24 protein-coding genes, 1 tRNA gene, 1 pseudogene and 1 other annotated feature are annotated in these 20,246 nt (G+C 29.4%); of the genes and pseudogenes, 7 read left to right on the top strand and 19 right to left on the bottom strand.

Features of this window, described 5'->3' with window-relative positions:
- Positions 1-397 (bottom strand): annotated as a pseudogene (locus B5F09_RS04505) (3-deoxy-7-phosphoheptulonate synthase); the annotation flags it as partial.
- A gap of 56 nt (positions 398-453) precedes the next feature.
- Positions 454-702: a binding site (T-box leader), on the bottom strand.
- Between the two features lie 158 nt (positions 703-860).
- Here B5F09_RS04505 and B5F09_RS04500 point away from each other — a divergent pair.
- Positions 861-1,274, top strand: coding sequence for a helix-turn-helix domain-containing protein (locus tag B5F09_RS04500; protein ID WP_087372049.1), 414 nt, complete (start codon positions 861-863; stop codon positions 1,272-1,274).
- 83 nt (positions 1,275-1,357) lie between these two features.
- On the opposite strand, the gene B5F09_RS04495 is transcribed toward B5F09_RS04500, so the two are convergent.
- Positions 1,358-1,444, bottom strand: a tRNA-Leu gene (locus B5F09_RS04495).
- Positions 1,445-1,748: 304 nt separating this feature from the next.
- Here B5F09_RS04495 and B5F09_RS04490 point away from each other — a divergent pair.
- The 3 genes from B5F09_RS04490 (at position 1,749) to B5F09_RS04480 (ending at position 3,798) form a co-directional block, all read left to right on the top strand.
- Positions 1,749-1,958 (top strand): hypothetical protein, encoded by a 210-nt coding sequence (locus B5F09_RS04490; RefSeq protein ID WP_087303076.1) that lies wholly within the window; start codon positions 1,749-1,751, stop codon positions 1,956-1,958.
- Between the two features lie 65 nt (positions 1,959-2,023).
- Positions 2,024-3,346 carry an RsmF rRNA methyltransferase first C-terminal domain-containing protein gene (locus tag B5F09_RS04485; protein ID WP_087303074.1) on the top strand — a complete coding sequence of 441 codons (1,323 nt, stop codon included), beginning with the start codon at positions 2,024-2,026 and terminating at the stop codon, positions 3,344-3,346.
- The gene (locus B5F09_RS04480) at positions 3,343-3,798 is read left to right on the top strand and encodes an HD domain-containing protein (protein WP_087372044.1); all 456 of its coding nucleotides are present in this window, start codon (positions 3,343-3,345) and stop codon (positions 3,796-3,798) included. The genes B5F09_RS04485 and B5F09_RS04480 overlap by 4 nt, the downstream gene beginning before the upstream one ends.
- Positions 3,799-3,805: 7 nt before the next feature.
- On the opposite strand, the gene B5F09_RS04475 is transcribed toward B5F09_RS04480, so the two are convergent.
- The 13 genes from B5F09_RS04475 to B5F09_RS04415 form a co-directional block, all read right to left on the bottom strand.
- Complete coding sequence (locus B5F09_RS04475; RefSeq protein WP_087372042.1) at positions 3,806-4,459, bottom strand: alpha/beta fold hydrolase; 654 nt, start codon at positions 4,457-4,459, stop codon at positions 3,806-3,808.
- Positions 4,460-4,500: 41 nt separating this feature from the next.
- Positions 4,501-4,824: a hypothetical protein gene (locus tag B5F09_RS04470; RefSeq protein WP_087303068.1), complete on the bottom strand. Its 324-nt coding sequence runs from the start codon at positions 4,822-4,824 to the stop codon at positions 4,501-4,503.
- 70 nt (positions 4,825-4,894) lie between these two features.
- Positions 4,895-5,521 carry an SdpI family protein gene (locus B5F09_RS04465; RefSeq protein WP_087372039.1) on the bottom strand — a complete coding sequence of 209 codons (627 nt, stop codon included), beginning with the start codon at positions 5,519-5,521 and terminating at the stop codon, positions 4,895-4,897.
- Positions 5,511-5,786: an autorepressor SdpR family transcription factor gene (locus tag B5F09_RS04460; protein WP_087303064.1), complete on the bottom strand. Its 276-nt coding sequence runs from the start codon at positions 5,784-5,786 to the stop codon at positions 5,511-5,513. The genes B5F09_RS04465 and B5F09_RS04460 overlap by 11 nt, the downstream gene beginning before the upstream one ends.
- Before the next feature lie 85 nt (positions 5,787-5,871).
- Positions 5,872-6,588, bottom strand: coding sequence for a 1-acyl-sn-glycerol-3-phosphate acyltransferase (locus B5F09_RS04455; RefSeq protein WP_087303062.1), 717 nt, complete (start codon positions 6,586-6,588; stop codon positions 5,872-5,874).
- 2 nt (positions 6,589-6,590) lie between these two features.
- Positions 6,591-7,061: a dihydrofolate reductase gene (locus B5F09_RS04450; RefSeq protein ID WP_087303060.1), complete on the bottom strand. Its 471-nt coding sequence runs from the start codon at positions 7,059-7,061 to the stop codon at positions 6,591-6,593.
- Positions 7,061-7,939: a thymidylate synthase gene (locus B5F09_RS04445; protein ID WP_087372036.1), complete on the bottom strand. Its 879-nt coding sequence runs from the start codon at positions 7,937-7,939 to the stop codon at positions 7,061-7,063. The genes B5F09_RS04450 and B5F09_RS04445 overlap by 1 nt, the downstream gene beginning before the upstream one ends.
- An 81-nt stretch (positions 7,940-8,020) precedes the next feature.
- On the bottom strand, positions 8,021-8,695 hold the full coding sequence (locus B5F09_RS04440) for a hydrolase (protein ID WP_087303056.1): 675 nt from the start codon (positions 8,693-8,695) through the stop codon (positions 8,021-8,023).
- Between the two features lie 59 nt (positions 8,696-8,754).
- Positions 8,755-9,639 (bottom strand): ROK family protein, encoded by an 885-nt coding sequence (locus B5F09_RS04435; protein ID WP_087303054.1) that lies wholly within the window; start codon positions 9,637-9,639, stop codon positions 8,755-8,757.
- Between the two features lie 69 nt (positions 9,640-9,708).
- Positions 9,709-11,460, bottom strand: coding sequence for a threonine--tRNA ligase (gene thrS, locus B5F09_RS04430; protein ID WP_087372033.1), 1,752 nt, complete (start codon positions 11,458-11,460; stop codon positions 9,709-9,711).
- Positions 11,457-11,981, bottom strand: a complete 525-nt coding sequence (locus B5F09_RS04425) for a GNAT family N-acetyltransferase (protein ID WP_158095803.1) — start codon at positions 11,979-11,981, stop codon at positions 11,457-11,459. The genes thrS and B5F09_RS04425 overlap by 4 nt, the downstream gene beginning before the upstream one ends.
- 272 nt (positions 11,982-12,253) lie before the next feature.
- The gene (locus B5F09_RS04420; protein ID WP_087372025.1) at positions 12,254-12,493 is read right to left on the bottom strand and encodes a hypothetical protein; all 240 of its coding nucleotides are present in this window, start codon (positions 12,491-12,493) and stop codon (positions 12,254-12,256) included.
- 61 nt (positions 12,494-12,554) lie between these two features.
- Positions 12,555-13,280, bottom strand: coding sequence for a pseudouridine synthase (locus tag B5F09_RS04415; protein ID WP_087372022.1), 726 nt, complete (start codon positions 13,278-13,280; stop codon positions 12,555-12,557).
- A 253-nt stretch (positions 13,281-13,533) separates the two neighbouring features.
- Between B5F09_RS04415 and B5F09_RS04410 the strand changes: the two genes are divergently transcribed.
- Genes B5F09_RS04410 through B5F09_RS04400 form a run of 3 tightly spaced genes read left to right on the top strand, consistent with a single transcriptional unit; the run spans position 13,534 to position 15,626 of the window.
- Entirely contained in the window at positions 13,534-14,559 is a 1,026-nt protein-coding gene (locus B5F09_RS04410) for a D-alanyl-D-alanine carboxypeptidase family protein (RefSeq protein ID WP_239404246.1), read from the top strand.
- Positions 14,552-15,124 (top strand): hypothetical protein, encoded by a 573-nt coding sequence (locus B5F09_RS04405; RefSeq protein ID WP_087372019.1) that lies wholly within the window; start codon positions 14,552-14,554, stop codon positions 15,122-15,124. The genes B5F09_RS04410 and B5F09_RS04405 overlap by 8 nt, the downstream gene beginning before the upstream one ends.
- On the top strand, positions 15,117-15,626 hold the full coding sequence (locus B5F09_RS04400; protein ID WP_087372016.1) for a spore maturation protein B: 510 nt from the start codon (positions 15,117-15,119) through the stop codon (positions 15,624-15,626). Before B5F09_RS04405 ends, B5F09_RS04400 begins: the two co-directional genes overlap by 8 nt.
- Before the next feature lie 22 nt (positions 15,627-15,648).
- On the opposite strand, the gene B5F09_RS14985 is transcribed toward B5F09_RS04400, so the two are convergent.
- The 4 genes from B5F09_RS14985 to B5F09_RS04385 all read right to left on the bottom strand — a co-directional run bounded on the left by B5F09_RS14985 (position 15,649) and on the right by B5F09_RS04385 (position 20,221).
- Positions 15,649-15,813, bottom strand: a complete 165-nt coding sequence (locus B5F09_RS14985) for a hypothetical protein (protein ID WP_204215218.1) — start codon at positions 15,811-15,813, stop codon at positions 15,649-15,651.
- A gap of 92 nt (positions 15,814-15,905) precedes the next feature.
- Positions 15,906-17,348, bottom strand: a complete 1,443-nt coding sequence (locus B5F09_RS04395) for an alpha-amylase (protein WP_087303117.1) — start codon at positions 17,346-17,348, stop codon at positions 15,906-15,908.
- Positions 17,349-17,365: 17 nt separating this feature from the next.
- Positions 17,366-18,748, bottom strand: a complete 1,383-nt coding sequence (locus tag B5F09_RS04390; protein ID WP_087372013.1) for a D-2-hydroxyacid dehydrogenase — start codon at positions 18,746-18,748, stop codon at positions 17,366-17,368.
- A gap of 9 nt (positions 18,749-18,757) precedes the next feature.
- Entirely contained in the window at positions 18,758-20,221 is a 1,464-nt protein-coding gene (locus tag B5F09_RS04385) for a metallophosphoesterase (RefSeq protein WP_087372008.1), read from the bottom strand.
- Between the last annotated feature and the right edge of the window lie 25 nt (positions 20,222-20,246).

The raw sequence follows: 20,246 nt of genomic DNA, 5'->3' as shown, positions 1-20,246 counted from the left end.
TTGGTTTGAAAGCACCACCTCTTAAAATATTAGCCCCTGAAGCTTTGATTGATTTAGCTATTTCAATTACCTGTTCTTCACTTTCAACAGAACATGGTCCAGCAATCAAGGCCAGATTATCACCACCAACTTTGACTCCAGCTACATCGACAATTGTATCTTCAGGATGAAAAGCACGATTAGCTAATTTATATGGTTCAGAAACTCGCATTACATGATCTACTGCTTCATCAACTTCAATTGCTTTAGGATCGATTCTTGTAGTGTCCCCAATAATACCAATAATTGATTGTCCAGTCCCATGTACTACACTGACATTCAAACCTTTATCAGTTACCATTTTAGAAACTTTTTCTACATCATTTTCTGTTGCCGTCATTTTCATTACTATAATCATTTTAAATACCCCTTTTCCTTTTTTCAACTCTGTATATAAATAAAAGCTCTCTTCCTAAAAAGGACGAGAGCTTATGCTTCGTGATACCACCTTCATTTACTGATAGATCACTCCATCAGCCTCATCAAGTACGCCAAAACCTGGTTCATACTCTAACACTTTAACGGGTGTCTCCGGAGAAACCTACTACTAATTCAGTCCTCTACTCCAAGATGAATTCAATATTCACTAATAGACTCTTTTTCACCAGCCAAGAGCTCTCTACGCTACTTTGAATACCTACTATTTCTTTTCACAGTATTTATATCAGATGTTGTTGATAATATTCTATATAATTGCATCTTTAATGTCAATATTTTTTGTAAAAAAATTATCACGGTGAGATATTCAGTCCAAAAAGGTCTTTAATATTTTGGCGGTTTTTAAAGAAATTTTAAGATATAATTTTTTTAAGGAGGGAATTATGGAAACAATTGATATGACATTGATTGGAAAATATTTAAGAAGTATTCGATTAAAGAAAGGCTTATCACAAGCTAAGTTAGAGAAAATTTCAGGAGTATCTGCTTCAACTATTAGTAATATCGAAACTGGTAATCAAGGAGCTGCTTATAATATTTCATTACAAAATATTATAAAAATTGCTCATGCTTTAGATACTAGTTTTATTCAATTGCTTAGTAAATCAGGGTTTTTACTTGCAATTGGCGAAGAATCATTTAAAAGTGATAAATCAGAAATTTATATTACCAATCATGAATTAATTAACATTTTTAATCGTCTTGGTCCAAGTCAACAACAGCATATTGTTGAACTGATTAATGAACAAATAAAATTATCTGACCAGGAAAATCAAAAAAAATTATTACAAAAGTAATAGCATTCTAATAAAAGTATCCTAATACTTTTATTAGAAAAATAAAAAAAACCAATACATATAGTATTGGCATTTTATCACCATGGTGCCCAAGGCCGGACTCGAACCGGCACGGCTGTTACACCGGCAGATTTTGAGTCTGCTACGTCTACCAGTTTCATCACTTGGGCAATGTATTTGTTGTCAATCGACAGAAACTATTATATAGAATATTTTTAATAAAAGCAATAGAATTTTAAAAATTAATATTATTTATAATTTTTTATAAATAGCTATAAAATTTTTATTTCATACTCTTAAGATAATGATTTATAGGATGAAAATATGATTTTTTTAATCATTATTTTTGATTATCCTAAATAACAAATAATTTAATAAACATTTTTCTAATTGCTATTGACGAATGATAAAAAATAACGTATCTTAGTATAAAATTAACATGTGGTAAATAATTGGCAAAAGGAAGAAATAATTATGGACTATGAAAAAATTATTGGCGAACTTAATGAAATCACAAATTCATTAGACGCAACAACAGAGACTTTAGTTGGTCTTCAAGAAAACGCAAAACACGAAGATTTTTATAAAAAAATTAATGTTGATCTATATCTTGAAGCACCTATTCAAGAGCTAAGTCGCCTTGCAAATCGATTAGCAGATATTGCATACAAACTAAATAAATAACTTGCAAATAAGACATTGGTTATTAAAAAAACCAATTGTCTTTTTTGCTATAAACGAGGTAAACTATGATTGAATTATTTGAACAACGAATGAAAGAATTATTAAAAGATGATTATAATGCTTTTAAAGACGCTTTAGAAAAAAAGCCAGTAAAAAGCTTTTATCTAAATCCAAAGAAAAAAAATGTAATTGAACACTTAAATCAAAAATACATAACCAGCCACCCTTATATTAAAGATGCCTATTATTATGATTATGAAAATTATCCTTTAGGTAAACATCCATATTTTAACTGTGGTTTATATTACATCCAAGAACCTAGTGCAATGGCAGTTGCAAACTGTCTTGAATTTAATCATGATGATTATGTCTTAGATATGTGTGGTGCTCCAGGGGGTAAAACTTGTTTTGTCGCTAGTAAATTAAGCCAGCAGGGCTTAATGATTGCTAATGATATCAACCCTCTAAGAGCAAGTATCTTATCAGAAAATATTGAACGCTTCGGACTTAGTAATACTATCGTTACTAATTGTGATCCTGTTAAATTAGAAACAAAATTTACGGGTTTTTTTGATAAAATAATTTTAGATGCCCCTTGTTCTGGTGAAGGAATGTTTCGTAAACTAGATCAGGCCATTACAACCTGGTCACCTAAAAAAGTAGTTGAATGTGCCCATATTCAAAGAAATTTAATCAACAGTGCTTATCAGATGCTAAAGGAAAATGGTATTTTAATATATTCAACTTGTACCTATTCTCTTGAAGAAAATGAACAGCAAGTAGATTATATGGTAAATGAGCTCAATATGAAATTATTAGACATAAAAAAACAACCAGGAATGGCTCCAGGATATCAAAATGATCAGGTTGTAAGAATGTATCCCCATTTAAATCAAGGCGAAGGACAATTTATTGCTTTATTGCAAAAGCAAAGTGCTACAAAACAAGCTAAAATCAAAGCTTTAAAACCAAATATCACTAATCAAATGAAACAATTGATCAATAAATTCTATTTAGAAAATTTAAACTGTTTGATGCCTGAATATTTGTATAATTCTAATAATCATATCTATGCAATTTTACCACAATTTCCTGATTTAAAAGGCATCAAAATACTTAGAAACGGCCTTTATTTAGGAGAATGCAAGAAAAATCGTTTTGAACCAAGTCATTCATTAGCTTTATCTTTAAATAAAGATGATGTTAAACGTTATTACAATTATAGTAGTGATAGTATTGAAGTTAATAAATATCTTCATGGTGAAACTTTGGAAGGTTCTAATCAAAAAGGTTATGGTTTAATTTTAGTTGATGGTTATCCACTTAGTTTTTATAAAGAAAGCAACAATCAAATTAAGAATCTATATCCAAAGGGGCTACGAAGATGAATCGCTATGAAATAATAAAAGATGAAGTTTATCAAATTTTAACTACTGATTGTTCTAAAAATAAAAGAAAAGATGGTTTAGATCATTTATTTAGTGTAACTACAATGTGTCAATATTTAGCTAGAATTAATAATCTAGACATTGAAATAGCTGCAATTATTGGAATTCTTCATGATATTGCTACATATAAATTTAATTCCAGCTTTGATCACGCTAATAGAAGCGCTATGATTGCAAATGATATTTTAAAAAAGGAAGGCTTGTTTACTAACGAAGAAATTTCAACTATCGTAACTGCAATTAGAAATCATTCACATAAAGAAAGAATCGATGATCCATACAGTGAGTTAATCAAAGATGCTGATACATTAGTTTTATATCTTAGTGATAGCCAGGCCATTTTAAGCAATGAAAAACAAGCTCGAATCAATCGACTTTTAGGGGACAAATAATTGTCCCCTATTTTATATATTCAAGTATTATTTTAGCTATCTTAGTACTATTTATTATATAACTACCATGAGTTTCACCAGTTAAAATTTTTAATTCACTATTAGCAATCTCCCTTACTAGATTTAAAGTATGCTTCTTTTTGATCACATCTTTGCTGCCAGCTAACACCAATACAGGAATAGTTATCTTATTTAACTGTTCATTAGTTATTGCTGGTTGATTCAACATCAATTCTATTTTAGGGTCATGTTTTAAAATATAACTTAATTTCATCTCTAAATATGTCTTTATTTTTAACCCATGAGGATTACAATTAGCACCACTTATAATTAATCTGCTTAATAAATTTGTTTGACTAGCAATTAATAACCCAATAATTCCACCATCACTAAAACCATAAAGAGTAACCTTATGTAAATTTAATTGCGTTATAAAAGCAATTAAATCATTAGCCATATCTTGATAATCATATTTTTCTATTGGCATACTTTGACCATGTCCACGACTATCAATACAATAACAAGTAAAATAGTCTTTTAAAATGATAACTGCACTATCAAAAATATGATGATCTTCACCGTTACCATGAAGAAGAATTAATGGATCACCTTTACCAATAATTTCATAATATAATTTAGTATTATTTACATCTATATACATCTTTAACCACCATAATAAAAAGAGCTAGTTATACTAGCCTCTTAATTTTCAATATTAATAGATTCACCATCTTGTAATTTATAAACATTTAATGCTTGTCCTAAAGTTAAATCAATATATGGTTTATAATCAGTTGTTTTAGTATTTTCATCAATAATTTCATAACTATCAAAAACTAAAGTTATTCCTAATGTATCAGGATATAAACGAACCATTTGATCCTTACCATATTTTTCAATATCTTTTTCCATATCTTCGATTAAGTCCTGACATCCAAATACTAATCCATCTTCAATGTCTTCACTTAACTCAAATGATAAATTTAAATTTGTATTAATATACTTATATGCATCTTTTAATGCCATTTTTATACCCTCCTAACACTTTAGTATAAATATATCATATTATCTAATAATTTAAAACAATAAAAATCCTTTATAATCCGCTACGATAAATTAAAAACGAATATATAAACGGAACAACTACTAAAACCAATACGACAACTAACAAGGCATAAAACGCAACGTTAAAGAAACTAGCAATAATTGTTATTAAACCACCTATTACCATGATATAACCAGCTAGTCGATTAGTTCGGTTCCAGTTTTCACGATTATTTAAAGTCCATGGCAAACGATAACCAATCATATAATTTTGGCGACATTTTGGTAAATAATTGCCTAATATAATAAATATTATTCCTATTAATAATGGTATAACAAAATTTATTGAAATATGATACCCAAAAGCCACAGCAAATGTAATTGCTTCTATTATAATGGTCAACCCCGGAATAATCCAGCTAACAACTTTAATCATTTTATTAGAGTGGCTACGACCTTTAGGATCGTTTAGTAACATAAACATCATAAAAGCTTGAATTAAACACATTAATACTGGCAATCCAAATACTACAATAGCTTTATTTCCATAACTGTCGATTTGCCCAGAAAAATTCCAATGAATTGGCAATTTTGCTGGTAATTGATTATAGATTAGTACACCAAATACTGATGGTATTAAGCATGCTCCACTAGTTATTAAAATTTGTTTATTTTTCATTATTGTCGCCTCCAAATTGACTTAACCACAATATCACTTCTTCTAATACTGATGTATTTAGCTCATAATAAATATAATTTTTATATTTATTTTCAAAAATCAAATCAGCTTGTTTTAATTTTGACAAATGATAAGAAACAGTCGCTTGAGTCATTTTAAAATGTTTAGCAATTTCACCAGCTGAAAGTGTTTGATCTTTTAACAATAATAAAATTTCTCGTCGAACCGGATCACTTAATGCTTTAAAAGTTTCTGCAAATCCCATTAATACCCTCCTTGATATTTAGATAGATGTCTAAATAGATTATAACAAAAATTAAAAAGTATAACTAGTTTTTTACCAGTTATACTTAATTTTTATCATATTCCTTTATACATTCTTCAACTCGATCATGAACCAGTTTAGCAATATCATTAGTATGCAAATCTTTATATTCATCATAATATATCGGTTTTAAATAATGAATCTGTGCCGTTGTTTTCTTGATTGTATTACGATCGAATACTTTATAACTATCAATTATTGCTACTGGTACGATTGGTGCTTTAGCTTTAGTGGCAATTTTAAAGGTACCACCTTTAAAATCTAATATCTGATTACCTTTTTTACTTCGAGTTCCTTCAGGGAAAACAAAGAAATTTTGTCCATTAGCAACCTCGTTTGCTACATATTTAATAATCTTAGCACTGCCACGAACGTTACTACGATCCATTGGAACAAATTCCAGCATTTTTAAAACGTCTTTTACCAAAATAACTGATGTTAATTCTTTTTTTACGATTGCCCGAATAGGACGTTCATGAGTACTAAAAATAGCTACTGGATCAAATAATCCCTGATGATTAGGTGCTACAAAATAACCAGATTTTTCCGGTAAATTTTCTAATCCATAGCATTTCAACTCAATACGACCTTTTTTTATAATTTTTGGAACAACGCTATAAACAAAAGCATATCTTTCTTCTAATGAGTATTTTTTAGTATTTTTAAACTTATTTACTTTATAACCCCACCAGTATGGCAAATACCAAATTACTCTGATAACAATCAATGCAATTCTTTTCATTTCTATCCCCTTCTATATATTTCTAAAGTAAAAGTTTCAAATGGCTTAGTTTCCACTAATTGATAACCATATTCTTTAAAATCAGGAAAATAAGTTTCCCCTTCATGTTTCCCTGGGATCCTAGAAATCATTAACTGATCAGCGATTGGCAAACATTGACGATAAATAGAAGCACCACCAGAAATATATAAATCTTCACCGCTTGTTTGATACTCCTTGATAACTTCTTCTAACGAATCTCTAACTTCAACTCGATCATCTTCAAACGGCTCTAAACTTACAACGATAGTTTTACGATTAGGTAATGGTCTACCAATAGCTTGATATGTTGTTAATCCCATTAAAATAGTCTTATTTATTGTAGTTGCCTTAAAATGTTTCAAATCCTCAGGTACATTCCATGGCATCCCATTTTTAGAATCCTTTTTACCAATTAAAAGATCTTCATCTGTTGCAACAATAATATTAATCATTATACACTTACCTTTCCTACTAATCTTCCATAACTTTGATATCCTTCAATTTTGATATCTTCAATTTTATAATCAAAAATTGATTTTACTTCAGGGTTTAAAACAAGTTTACACATAGGTAACGGTTTACGTGAAATCTGTTCTTTGACAACATCAAAATGATTTCTATAAATATGAGCATCACCAATTGTATGAATAAATTCTTTAGCCTCATAACCGCAAGTTCGTGCCAGCATTTCTGTCATCAATGCATATGATGCAATATTAAAAGGTACTCCTAAAAAAATATCAGCACTTCTTTGATATAATTGACAAGATAAATATTTTTTATCAGCACTAACATAAAATTGTAAAAAAGCATGACATGGTGGTAAAGCCATGTTATCTACCTGAGCAGGATTCCAAGCACAAATAATATGACGTCTTGAAAAAGGATTGTTTTTTAAACTATCAACCAGCTTAGCTAATTGATCAACACCCTCATAATTAAAATCACGCCATTGAGCTCCATAAACCGGCCCTAAATCAGCATGTTTTAAAGCAAATTCATCATCTGTTTTAATTTTTTCAACAAACTCTTCGATTGTTTCACCATGGTAATCAGATGATTTTTTAAAAGCTTCATATGGCCACTCATTCCATATTTTTACATTACGATCAACTAAATATTTAATATTTGTATCACCTTTAATAAACCATAATAGTTCTTCAGCAATTGGCCGTAAAAACATTTTCTTAGTTGTCATTAAAGGAAAACCTTCTCTTAAATCATATCTAGTTTGATAACCAAAAACACTCCGTGTTCCAGTTCCAGTACGATCTTGACGATCTTCACCATGTTCTAATACATATTTACACATTTCTAAATATTGTTTCATTTCTTACACCTCATCGACTATTTTACAATAAATTAATTGTTTCAACAATATAAATAATAATGGTAGATTTAAAATCTACCATTATTTATGACAGCGTTGACGGTATTCTTCCATCATCTCTTTAAAAATATCCCCGTTTGAAGGTGGTGTATATGTAACAGCATTAGCACCAGCTTCAATTACCTCTTTAATTGTTTCAACAGTAGGTCCACCAGTAGCAATAATTGGAAAATCCGGTGATATTTTTCGTAATTCTTTAACTATAGCAGCTGTATTCTTCCCGCCTGATACATTAACAATTTTAGCACCGGTATACAACATCCGTTCTTCTAGATTTTCATCCAAAGAAACAATTGATAATACGACCGGAATATCTACATAGTCAGATAATTGCTGAATAAATTCTGTTTTAGTTGGTGCATTTAATACAACTGCAGTTGCCCCATGTAATTCAGCATCTAAAGCAATCTCTCTTACACGTGGTCCTGCTGTAGTTCCACCACCAACACCTGCAAATACTGGTCTTTGAGCAACGTCAATAATTGAATTTGTAATTTGCATAGTTGGTGTAAAAGGATATACTGCTATTACAGCATCAGCATTACAGTTAGAAATCACTGCAACATCGGTTGAAAATAATAATGACTTAATTCTTTTTCCATTAATAACAATTCCTGTTGCTTCCCGAATACATTCAGGTACTAATATAGTATGGCTACGTAGTTGCGTATTTATTTTAGGTGCTACTTTTTTCATCTCAAATCTCCCCTACTTATTTTTTATAATTATACTATATCTTTATGAATTTTTAATGTCTAACTGTTAATAAAATTATAAACTGCACCAATTAAATTGGCTTGATTAGCGAATTTACACTTAACTACTTGAGGGCGAATTTTAGCATGAGGGATTTTAGTATAAATTTTATCTAAATGTTTTTCTAATTGTTCAAGTAAATCATCACGAGCACTAATAGCACCACCAATAACAATTTTTTCTGGATCATAAACATATTGAAGATTATAAATTCCCATAGCTAATACACTAAAGTACTGATTCACATATTTTTGGTAAACTGGATTTTCACTAGCATGATCAAAAATTTCTTTACCATCTAAAGTCTCAGGTTCAACCCCTAATTCTTTAGCTACTGCTTTTACAACAGCTACAGTTGATCCAGCTTCTGACCAAGAAATATACTCATCATTTTCAATATCGTTTAAAGCTACCATGTAACCAAATTCTCCACCATGAAGATGTTTACCACGATGAATTAAACGATTCTTAACGACAGCACCACCGATTCCAGTTCCACTTACGATAAACATACAATCATCAACATCGCTAGCTGCACCTTTCCAAACTTCAGCTAAAGCTGCACAGTTAGCATCGTTTTCAAGCGTTACTTTTAAATTTAAACGTGCTTGTAAATCCTCTTTAATATTTGGACCATGAATATAATCTAAAGCACTAGAACCTTTAATAACACCTACTTCACTATCAACAGCACCTGGCATACTTAAAGCTAATCCTTCTACTTCTTGATTTAAGTCATGATAAATTTTTTCCATTTCCACGTACATTTTATCTAAACTATCAGGAGTAACAATTTTCCCTTGATTACTTACGTTACCTTCATCATCAATTACCCCGTATTTTATTGATGTTCCACCAACATCCATTGCTAAATATAACGACATTTTTTACACTCCTTTTTTTATTTATTATATCATCATATTGAATAATAAAACATCTGTAAGTCAGATGTTTTATTGGCGATTTTCGATTTTTTCTTTCATCATTTTAGTGAATTCATCGAAAGGTACAGTTGTTTGTTTTTGTTGACCATGTTCACGGTATGTAACAGTTTTTTCATCACGTTCATTATTTCCTAAAACTAACAAGTAAGGTACTTTTTCCATTTGTCCTTCACGAATTCGATATCCTAATTTTTCTTCACGAGCATCTAATTCTACTCTAAATCCTTGTTGTTTTAATAATGATTCTACTTCTTTAGCATATTCTAAATGATATTCATTATTAACTGGTAATACTTTGACTTGCACTGGAGATAACCATAATGGGAATACCCCTTTTGTTTCTTCAATTAAAAATGCAGTAAAGCGATCGAATGTTCCAAAAATAGCACGGTGTAAAACAACTGGTGTTTGTTTAATACCGTTATTGTCAACATAAGTTAATTCAAATCTTCTTGGTAATAAGAAATCTAATTGACATGTAGATAATGTAACTTCTGGTCCTACTGCTGGTTTAACTTCAACATCTAATTTAGGACCATAGAAAGCAGCTTCACCTTTAGCTTCAAAATAATCTAAATTAAGTTCTGTTAATACTTCACGTAATTTAGCTTCTGCTTCATCCCACATTTGGTCATCATCAAAATATTTTTCTTTATCATCTTTATCACGTAAAGATAATCTGAATTTATAATCTTTAATACCAAAATCTTTATATACATCTAAGATCAAATTAACTACTCGTTTAAATTCTTCACCAATTTGTTCAGGTGTTACAAATAAATGAGCATCATTTTGACACATACAACGAACACGTTCAAGTCCTTTAACAGAACCACTAGCTTCATATCTAAAATCAGTAGCAAATTCACCAATACGAATTGGTAAATCACGATATGAATGTAATGAATTTTTGTAAATTAACATGTGATGTGGACAGTTCATCGGACGTAAAACAAACTCTTCTTCATCAACTTTCATTACTGGGAACATATCATCTTTATAATGATCCCAATGTCCTGAAGTTTTATATAAATCAACAGTTCCGACACATGGGCTATAAACATGATCATATCCTAATGCCCGTTCTTTTTCATAAATATAATTTTCTAATTGTCTTCTAATAAATGCCCCTTTAGGTAACCACATTGGCATCCCAGAACCAACTAAACGATGGTTCATAAATAAGCTCAAATCTTTTCCGATTTTACGATGATCGCGATTTTTAGCATCTTCTAATAAATCTAAATGTTCTTTTAATGCTTCTGGTGTAGGAAAACATACTCCATAAATTCTTTGTAGTACTTTATTGTTTTTATCACCTTTCCAGTAAGCACCAGAATGTTTGATCAATTTAAAATTTTTACATGCTTTAACAGTTTCAACATGAGGACCACGACATAAATCTACAAAGTCACCTTGACGATAACAGCTAATGTTTGTTCCTTCTTCAAAATTGTTAATTAGATCAATTTTGTATTCATCATCTTTAAACATTTCTAAAGCTTGTTCTTTACTCAATTCTTCACGAACAATTCTTTTTCCATCTTTACAGATTTTTTTCATTTCTTTTTCGATTTTAGGAATGTCTTCATCTTTTATAACATCTTCACCTAAATCGATATCATAATAAAATCCTTCGCTAACTACTGGCCCAACCCAGAATTTAGCTTGAGGATATAAATGCTTAACAGCCTGTGCCATAACATGAGCACAAGAATGATTTAACACGCTTAATTGTTCATCTTCTTTAAAATTAATCATTTTTTCTCTCCTATCCAGAAACGTAAAACAGTTTCTTTTGTTTTTTCATCATAATATTTATTTTCTAATTTACCGCCACATTTTTCAATTGTTTTTTTAGAAGCAATATTTTCCTGGTTGCATGTAAGTAAAATCGGATAAATTTCCCATCGTTTACAAATTTCAATTACTTCTTTTAACATCGCTGTTGCATAGCCTTTTTTACGCATACTAGGCAAAATACTATAACCAATATGACCGCCATGATTAATTAAACAATTATTTAGACAATGACGTAAATTAATGGTTCCGACAATTTGATCATTTTCAAGATAAAAATATGTTGTTGCTGGTACAAAACCAGGTTCAAGATTTATTCCTAAATGATTTTGCTTTTCTCTTTTAATCCATTTATGGTAATCTTGATAAAATTGACATCCACCATCACCATTAACATATTTTTCACCAAAGGCATATGTTTCTTGAAGATAATCTTTCATCATCGATTCATGTTGATAATCAGGATATACTAATTTAGCCATCTGAAATTCTCCTTTAATAAAAAATACCCTCATCCAAAGGACGAGAGTATCGTGGTACCACCTTTTTTCGTTATTAAAAATAACCTCTAAGCTATAACGCACTACCGACATTCTCTTTCGAGTGTTGCATATTAGGGAGTACCTAAATATTCTTATCAAGGCTTTCACCAGCCGCCTTTTCTCTAAATCAAAGAGTTACTTAGACATGTCCTAAATTATCGCATCTAATTTCAAATACAATTCTACATATTTATTATTTTAAAGTCAATAAATTATTTATCTTTATCTTCCGCTTGATGAAGATAATGTGCCATTTTAATATTATCTGTTTCTTTTTTTAACGCCTTATATACATATTTTGAAGGCATTTTAGTAAACATTGTAACCGTATCACATTTGATACAATATAGAGCCTGAATCCCCCGAATATTAATTCTTTTAATCCAGTCACCTTCTGCTTTGCAGATTCCACATTCAATTTTATTTTGCGGTTCAACTATTTGTATTCTCATTTTTCATCACCCAAAAAATAGTATGCACTAATCAATTTAAAATATTTGTCATATTTTAATTCTATTTTTTACCATTAACTAATTTTTTCAAATCTTTTACTTCTTGCGGTTTTAAAATTCGATATGTTCCTGGTGTCAATCCTTTTAAATTTACACATCCTACACTTAATCGATGCAATCTTTTTACAGGATGTCCAACACTTTCAAACATTTTTTTAACTTGTCGATTTTTCCCTTCATAAAGTTTAATTTGCAGTACTGTTGTTTTATGTTCAGTATCTTTGTTGATAACTTTAATTTTACAAGGTAATGTCTTTACACCTTCTAGATAAATTCCTTTTTCAAGTTTGTGTAAAGTAGCACCGTTTATCAATCCATTAATGGAAACTTCGTAAATCTTTTCTAAATGATAACGTGGATGCATGATCATATTTGCAAATTCACCGTCATTAGACATAATTAATAAACCTGTTGTATCATAATCTAAACGACCAACTGGATAAATTCTTTCTTTAACATCTGTAAAATAATCAGTTACTTTAGGACGGTCAAATTCATCATCTAAAGTACAAACGCATCCTTTAGGTTTATAAAATAAATAATAGACTTTATTTTCTGTAACAATTGGTTTTCCATCTACCGTAATAAAATCACCTTTTTTTACTTTAGTCCCTAATTCAGTAACAATTTCTCCATTTACGGCAACCTTACCTTGAATAATTAAATCTTCAGCTTTTCTTCTTGATGTATAGCCGCTTGCTGCAATTGCTTTTTGTAATCTTTCCATATTTATCTCACCTACTTTTTTATCATTATACTGAAAAGTTTGCCAAAAGCAACAAAATTTAATCGTAGTTTTATACTTCCATATATTTTTATTAAAATCAATAAATTCTAATATTACCATAATTATAATTAAACTATCTTTTTTAATTAAATATTAACTATTGCTATAAAACCTTTTAAAATATCTAGATTGATATTACTTTAATTAAGTCTAAAAAAACATTTGATGCATAGACTACTAGGGGTGAGTAATAGTGAATTTTGTGATATTCAATATAATTATTTCATTACTTTTACCAATGAATACAACTAAATTAAATGCTACCGAACCGGTATCATTTCAAGGTAAAAGTTATATCGTGATGGAAGCCGCCAATCAAATCGTCATTGAAGGTAGTAATGAAGACTATATCCAAAGTGTTGCTTCAATTTCTAAAATCATGACCTGTATCATTGCAATTGAAAATATGGATTTAGATACAATCATCACTGTTGATGAAACAATCAATCATGCCTGGGGCAGTGGTATTTATATACATATAGGTGATAAAATCAGTCTTCGTGATTTACTATATGGTCTAATGCTTCGTAGTGGTAATGATGCAGCAGTAATGATTGCTAAAGCAGTCGGAAAAGAAGTTAACAAGTTTGTTGATATGATGAATAACAAGGCAAAACAATTACAATTGCATAGTACAACCTTTTCTAATCCAACTGGACTTGATGAAGAAGATAACGGTAATCAGTCTACTGTTTATGACATGGCCCGTTTAATGGCTTATTGCCATCAAAATCCTATCTTTAATGAAATCGTATCAACTGTTAAATATACTAGAGAAGATGGTAATGGTACCTGGCAAAATAAAAATAAACTGCTTACTAATTATAAATATTGTATCGGTGGTAAAACTGGTTATACCAAAAAAGCTAAACGCACTTTAGTTACAATGGCTCGAAAAAATGATTTAGATTTAATAATTGTAACTTTTAATTGTGGCAATGACTTTGAGTTTCATGAAAAAAAATATGAGGAATGTTTTGATAAATTAGAAGAAACCAAGATTTTTTCTAAAGGTATCGTTGAATATAAACAACAGCAATATTATTTAGATTTTGATATTTTTGTAAATAAACAAGAAAATGATAAAGTTGATGTTTCATTTGAAAATGATGAAATCATTGTATCATTAAATGATCAGCCTGTAGCTAGGGAAAAAGTAGTTCCATACAATTTTTTTATAGGCTTTAAAATGGTCTTAAAGGATCTTTTCTATGGCTAAGGTTTTTAAATACGGTTTAATTATTTTTATTTCAATGTCATTTTTTACCCATAATCAATCACAGCTATTATCTGCTATTTTAAGTTCACCACAACAAGTTTTTGATTTAATTAAAATTTTAGTATTAAGTGCTTGTTTATGGAATGGCTTATTAAATATTATCAGAGCATCGGGATTGATTAATCATCTCTCATTAATTTTAAAACCAGTTTTAAAATTAATTTATGGCAAAGTAATCGAAGATAAAGAAGCTTATTTATATTTATCAACAAATTTTATCGCTAATATGTTAGGTGTTGGTTCTTTAGCGTCGATTAGTGGTTTAAAAGCAATGCAAGCATTAACAAAATATCAAACTAATAAAAAAATCCCTTGTAAAGAAATGATGCTTTTAGTAATTATGAATACAACTGGTTTTTCATTAATACCATCCACAATGATGACATTAAGGCAAAGCTATGGTAGTCAAAACGTACTTGGCTTTTTTATCTATAGTCTTGCAATCGGTTTTATTATAACTGTTATTGGTATTGTTGTAAGTAAAGTGATTGAACATTATGGATAGTTTGGTTTTAATTATTATTGCAGTTGCTTTAATTGAAGCTGCAATAAAAAAAGTAGATATTTTTAAAGAGTTTTTAGATGGTGTTAAAGAGGGCAGTAAATTATTAATAACATTATTTCCTACTATGATGGCATTTACTTTATGGGTCGTCTGTTTTCAAAATTGCGGTTTAACAACTATTTTAGAATCAATATTTCATAATATAATTAAGACTATTAATATTCCAGTTGATGTTTTTATGATGATGATCATTCGTCCTTTTTCAGCAAATGGATCACTGGCAATTTTAAACGATTTATTTGTAAACTATGGCGTCGATCATCCCTATAGTATTCTTGGTTCAATAATTCAAACTGGCAGCGACACTACTTTTTATGTAGTAACATTATATTTTGGTAGCATCAAAATAAAAAATAGTCGCTATGCTTTAAAATTAGGCCTCTGGTTAGATTTCATTGCCTGTTTACTAGCTGTTATTAGTTATTTAGTTTTTATAACTTAAAAATTCCTCATAAGAGGAATTTTTAAGCATAATTAGCTTTATTAACACTTACATATTTCCAGTAAGATCGATGTTTTCCTTTACAAGCGATTACTGGATAATTCGAATAACCAAATTCTCGAGCAATCGTTCCTTTAGGAACTTTATTAGCATGTGTTAGTTTTCCATTTAAAACTGCATATTTCATATTTAGTTCCTCCTTTATTTACAACTATATTATAAATAAAAGTTTGTTTTTTATTAAACAGAAAACATCTATTAAACACCGATAAAAAGGTTTTAAATTTTTTTTGTCCAAACAGATACTGAACCACCATTAACTAAAAATATACCAAAACCATCTTTATCAATAATTACTTCTTCCAATACATTGTTTAAACAATCAACAAATGTTTCATTTGCATGTTTTTTTCCAACATACATTTTCTTTTGACCACCTGGCCCATCATTTACAATAACTGCAAATCCACTATTTAAATGTTGACTATCACCTTCATAACTCCAGCCAACAATATTATTATCATCAAAATAGTTATGTTCTTTACCATACATAAGTTCTTTTCGGACTTTTATCATTTTATCTATTACATCTTTAAACGAATCAACGTTATATTCTGGTATTCCGTAATAATCACCATAAAATACACAAGGATAGCCATATTGTCGTAATAAAATCAAGGCATAAGCAATCGGTTTAAACCAGTTAGCAACTGAACTTTGTAATGACTGTCCTGGTTGACTATCGTGGTTTTCAACAAAAGTAACTGCATAATCAGGTGCTTTTTTAACTAAAGTATCTTCAAAAATAGATCCCATATCAAAAGTTCCATTACTACTGGAAATATAATGAAATTTAAAATGTAAAGTAACATCAAATAATGACATGCAATAATTAGATACTTCTAAATAATGTAATAATTTATTAACATCACCATGCCAATATTCACCAACGGCAAACAAATCACGATTACTATAATTACGAAGCTCTTTTAACCATCTTGTAAAAAAAGTAAAATCGATATGTTTGACAGCATCTAAACGAAAACCATCAACATTTGTAAAATCAAGATACCATTTACCAAATCGAATTAACTCATCAACAACAGTCTGATTATTAAAATCAACATCAGCTCCCATTAGATAATCATAATTACCATTTTCATTATCTACTAACTGATCCCAGCTATCACCATCGAATTCATAAATAGCATGGCGCTTTTTTCTTTCGTCATAATCGACACCATCAAAACAGCTTTCATTCCAAATGAAATTAGAATATTTACCATTTCTGCCTTTAAAATCAAATCGAGTCCAGGCTTCAATCTGTTCTTTATCAGAAATCACTTCATTACGATCAAACATATCATTTTCAACGGCTGTTACTAATTCTGTTCCATCAGCACCCATCCGATGATTTAAAACCATATCACCATAAACTTCAATTTGATAACGATGGAGTTGAGCTATAGCTTCTAAATATTCATCTTTAGTTCCATATTTAGTTCTAATAGTTCCCTTTTGATCAAATTCACCTAAATCATATAAATCATAAACACCATAGCCGACATCATTAATACCACCTTGTCCTTTATAAGCAGGTGGCAACCAAAGAGCATCAAATCCTGCAGCTTTTAAATTTTTCGCCTCAGCTTTAAGTCTTTGCCAGTGTTTACCATCATTAGGTAAATACCATTGGAAATATTGCATCATTACTTTTTGCATATTTTTAACCTCAAAAATTAATTACATCTATTTCTAAAACTACCTTTTTTAAAACTTTCAATATTTAAGCATACTTCTTCAATAACTCGATTACGTGTTTCCACAGGTGCCCAAGCAATATGAGGAGTCATTAACAGTCTAGTTGGATCTTGAATTTCTAAAAGTTTGCTATCAGCTTTAATTGGCTCGTTTTCAAATACATCTAAACCAGCTCCAGCAATTAAATGATTTTTCAAAGCATCAACTAATGCTGTTTCCTTAACAATCTTTCCTCTTCCAACGTTAATTAAATAAGCACTATTTTTCATTTTCGCAAATGCTTCTTCATCAAACAAATATTCAGTTTGTTTATTTAAAGGAGCATGAATTGTAATTATATCACTAGTTTTCAATAAAGTATCAAAATCAACTCGTTTAAACTGCGCCTGATTATTACGACCACTAGTAGAATAATATTGTACTTGACAACCAAAAGCTTCAGCAAGATTAGCTACTTTACGACCAATATCACCCATACCAACAATTCCCCATACTTTATTATCTAATTCATGAAAACTATGTCCTAAATGAGTAAACATTGAACTAGAAGCATAATTACCAGAAGCAATATAATTATGATAATAGTGATTTTTATTATACAAATCTAGCAATAAAGCAAAAGTATGCTGCGCAACTGCATTAGTTGAATATCCTTTTACATTACATACAGCGATATTAGCTAACTTACAATATTCTAAATCAATATTGTTTACACCTGTTGCCGTTACACAAATTAATTTTAATTTAGTAGCATTTTTTAATTGCTCAGGGCCTAATATATGTTTATTAGTAATTACAATACTAGCATCCTCAATTCGCTTGCTTACTTCATCTACTTCAGTTTGTTCATAAATAATCGCATTACCATATTGATTTAAACAACTACAATCAATATCACTTCCTAAAGTTTCACGATCTAAAAAAACAATTTTAAAATCACCTTTTAACATCATTATAATTTCCTCATACTCTTTACCTTGCAACATTTTTCCTAAAATATATGGCATTTTTAAATCATATTTTTCAATCACACGACAATTACCACTCATGATGCCATTTTCAATTTTAAATTCCAATTCATGATTTAGTAATAAAATCGCTAAAAAACGGCTTGTCATCTCCTCATATTCACTAATTTTTTCGGTCACCTTTTTTACAAAATCATTATCTTTTTGAATACAAGCATTAACACATTTTTGAAAATCTGTTTCTTTTTTTAATTCCTCTTGAAAAATCTCATTAGTAAGTAATGGTAAAACTATATTATAAACATTCATTGGTACCGAACCATAACCTTTTGTAAAACAATATAATAAAGCCCCACCAGTTTTTTCATCATTTATTTTATCAATCAAATCCATCTTTTACTCCTAAAATAAATTAATAATAATTCTTTGACGATCTTGTAACGTAATATCATCATAAATAATAAAACAATATTTAAAACGTTTATATCGATGATCATATTTTAAAATATTATAACTTAAATAACGACTCTTAAATTCCTTAGCTCCACTACCACAAGCCGAACCAGCAGCAATGACATACATTCCTTCTTGGAACGTAAAAAAAGGCAAATGCTTATGACCATGTAAAACATATTGAATATTATGTTTTCTTAACCATTTTACTAACTCTCTACTATCAACTAAAGCTTTAGTACTGTCAATTATTTTTCCAACAAAAAGCTTTTCACGCCATCTTTGCTTCAAAAAATCATCGCGTGTAATTGGAAATAAATGATGATGCAACATAGCAATAAGAGTATATTTATTAATATCTTCAATAGCTGCTAACTCTTCATCAATAGCATCAAGCTGTTTTTGACCAACTTTTCCTCTAGCTAAATTTCCTTCACCAGTAGAATCAATTTTAATTAAAATTATTTTTTCATCTTCAAATACTTTAATTTTTTCACTAAGTAAAAAAGCAATTACTTTACTTTTTTGACGTTTAAATATATTTAAACCATGAACAATAACATCATGATTACCTAAAATAAAAGATACATCAGATTTATATTTATTTTTTAACATTTTCATAAAATCATCTACTTCATACATATTTTTACGATTAGGCGAATTCATTAAATCACCTGTAATTAAAAACTTAAGCTGATAGTATGATTTTAACATTGGTATAGTTTCATCTAAACTTTTTTCCAAAGCAATACGTCCTAAGTTTTTCTTTTTACTTCCTAAATGCAAATCACTTAATTGGACAAAAAAACTATCATAAGGACTTAAATAGCGAATTGAAAAAATTGTATCATGCTCAATTTTAAACATGATTTCTTCAATATCTTTAGTAGTATACACCGGTGTAAAAACACATTGATCTCCCTTGAAAATTAAAAAACCAGGCCAGCGATCAATTTGATAAAGAGCAGTAACAAAATGTTTAAATGGTCCATAAAATGACAAATCATCTTTATTTAATAAACGATGACAATTAATTACACTTACTCTTTCACTGCTTAAATCATCAACAATTTGCAAAGAAGTTAAATAAGTATTAATTGGTTCACTATAATCAAAACTTGCTAAAACTACTATTTGATATTTATCTCGCTGTTGTAACACATAGTCTTTTATTTGTTGATATTGTTCAGGGGTAAAACGTTCTGTTATCTGGTCAATTGATCTTGCCTTAGTAAAATCAATAAACATGTCAAAATTAATTTCTTCAATGGCATCTAATATAATGTTTCTTTCTTGCATCCATTTTCTTAATTGACACAATCCACGATAACCATCTAATAAACGATTAAAATATGTAGGACTACTATCAAAAATCAAGTTTAAATAGGCGTTGATTAAATCATATTCATTCACTTTATCGCCTCCTTATCTTATATTA

This window comes from Erysipelatoclostridium sp. An173 (assembly GCF_002160495.1).
GTDB classification, from domain to species: domain Bacteria; phylum Bacillota_I; class Bacilli_A; order Erysipelotrichales; family Coprobacillaceae; genus Thomasclavelia; species Thomasclavelia merdavium.
This window is presented reverse-complemented; position numbering and strand designations above follow the sequence as displayed.

Bases quoted from the DNA above. Each gene is read 5' to 3' on its own strand.
- B5F09_RS04400 (WP_087372016.1), top strand. From the start codon at position 15,117: ATGGATAGTTTGGTTTTAATTATTATTGCAGTTGCTTTAATTGAAGCT.
- B5F09_RS04450 (WP_087303060.1), bottom strand. From the start codon at position 7,061: ATGATTAATATTATTGTTGCAACAGATGAAGATCTTTTAATTGGTAAA.
- B5F09_RS14985 (WP_204215218.1), bottom strand. From the start codon at position 15,813: ATGAAATATGCAGTTTTAAATGGAAAACTAACACATGCTAATAAAGTT.
- B5F09_RS04480 (WP_087372044.1), top strand. From the start codon at position 3,343: ATGAATCGCTATGAAATAATAAAAGATGAAGTTTATCAAATTTTAACT.
- B5F09_RS04440 (WP_087303056.1), bottom strand. From the start codon at position 8,695: ATGAAAAAAGTAGCACCTAAAATAAATACGCAACTACGTAGCCATACT.
- B5F09_RS04405 (WP_087372019.1), top strand. From the start codon at position 14,552: ATGGCTAAGGTTTTTAAATACGGTTTAATTATTTTTATTTCAATGTCA.
- B5F09_RS04470 (WP_087303068.1), bottom strand. From the start codon at position 4,824: ATGGCATTAAAAGATGCATATAAGTATATTAATACAAATTTAAATTTA.
- B5F09_RS04455 (WP_087303062.1), bottom strand. From the start codon at position 6,588: ATGAAAAGAATTGCATTGATTGTTATCAGAGTAATTTGGTATTTGCCA.
- B5F09_RS04425 (WP_158095803.1), bottom strand. From the start codon at position 11,981: ATGGCTAAATTAGTATATCCTGATTATCAACATGAATCGATGATGAAA.
- B5F09_RS04435 (WP_087303054.1), bottom strand. From the start codon at position 9,639: ATGTCGTTATATTTAGCAATGGATGTTGGTGGAACATCAATAAAATAC.
- B5F09_RS04490 (WP_087303076.1), top strand. From the start codon at position 1,749: ATGGACTATGAAAAAATTATTGGCGAACTTAATGAAATCACAAATTCA.
- B5F09_RS04415 (WP_087372022.1), bottom strand. From the start codon at position 13,280: ATGGAAAGATTACAAAAAGCAATTGCAGCAAGCGGCTATACATCAAGA.
- B5F09_RS04460 (WP_087303064.1), bottom strand. From the start codon at position 5,786: ATGGGATTTGCAGAAACTTTTAAAGCATTAAGTGATCCGGTTCGACGA.
- B5F09_RS04445 (WP_087372036.1), bottom strand. From the start codon at position 7,939: ATGAAACAATATTTAGAAATGTGTAAATATGTATTAGAACATGGTGAA.
- B5F09_RS04420 (WP_087372025.1), bottom strand. From the start codon at position 12,493: ATGAGAATACAAATAGTTGAACCGCAAAATAAAATTGAATGTGGAATC.
- B5F09_RS04395 (WP_087303117.1), bottom strand. From the start codon at position 17,348: ATGCAAAAAGTAATGATGCAATATTTCCAATGGTATTTACCTAATGAT.
- B5F09_RS04500 (WP_087372049.1), top strand. From the start codon at position 861: ATGGAAACAATTGATATGACATTGATTGGAAAATATTTAAGAAGTATT.
- B5F09_RS04485 (WP_087303074.1), top strand. From the start codon at position 2,024: ATGATTGAATTATTTGAACAACGAATGAAAGAATTATTAAAAGATGAT.
- B5F09_RS04475 (WP_087372042.1), bottom strand. From the start codon at position 4,459: ATGTATATAGATGTAAATAATACTAAATTATATTATGAAATTATTGGT.
- B5F09_RS04465 (WP_087372039.1), bottom strand. From the start codon at position 5,521: ATGAAAAATAAACAAATTTTAATAACTAGTGGAGCATGCTTAATACCA.
- B5F09_RS04390 (WP_087372013.1), bottom strand. From the start codon at position 18,748: ATGGATTTGATTGATAAAATAAATGATGAAAAAACTGGTGGGGCTTTA.
- thrS (WP_087372033.1), bottom strand. From the start codon at position 11,460: ATGATTAATTTTAAAGAAGATGAACAATTAAGCGTGTTAAATCATTCT.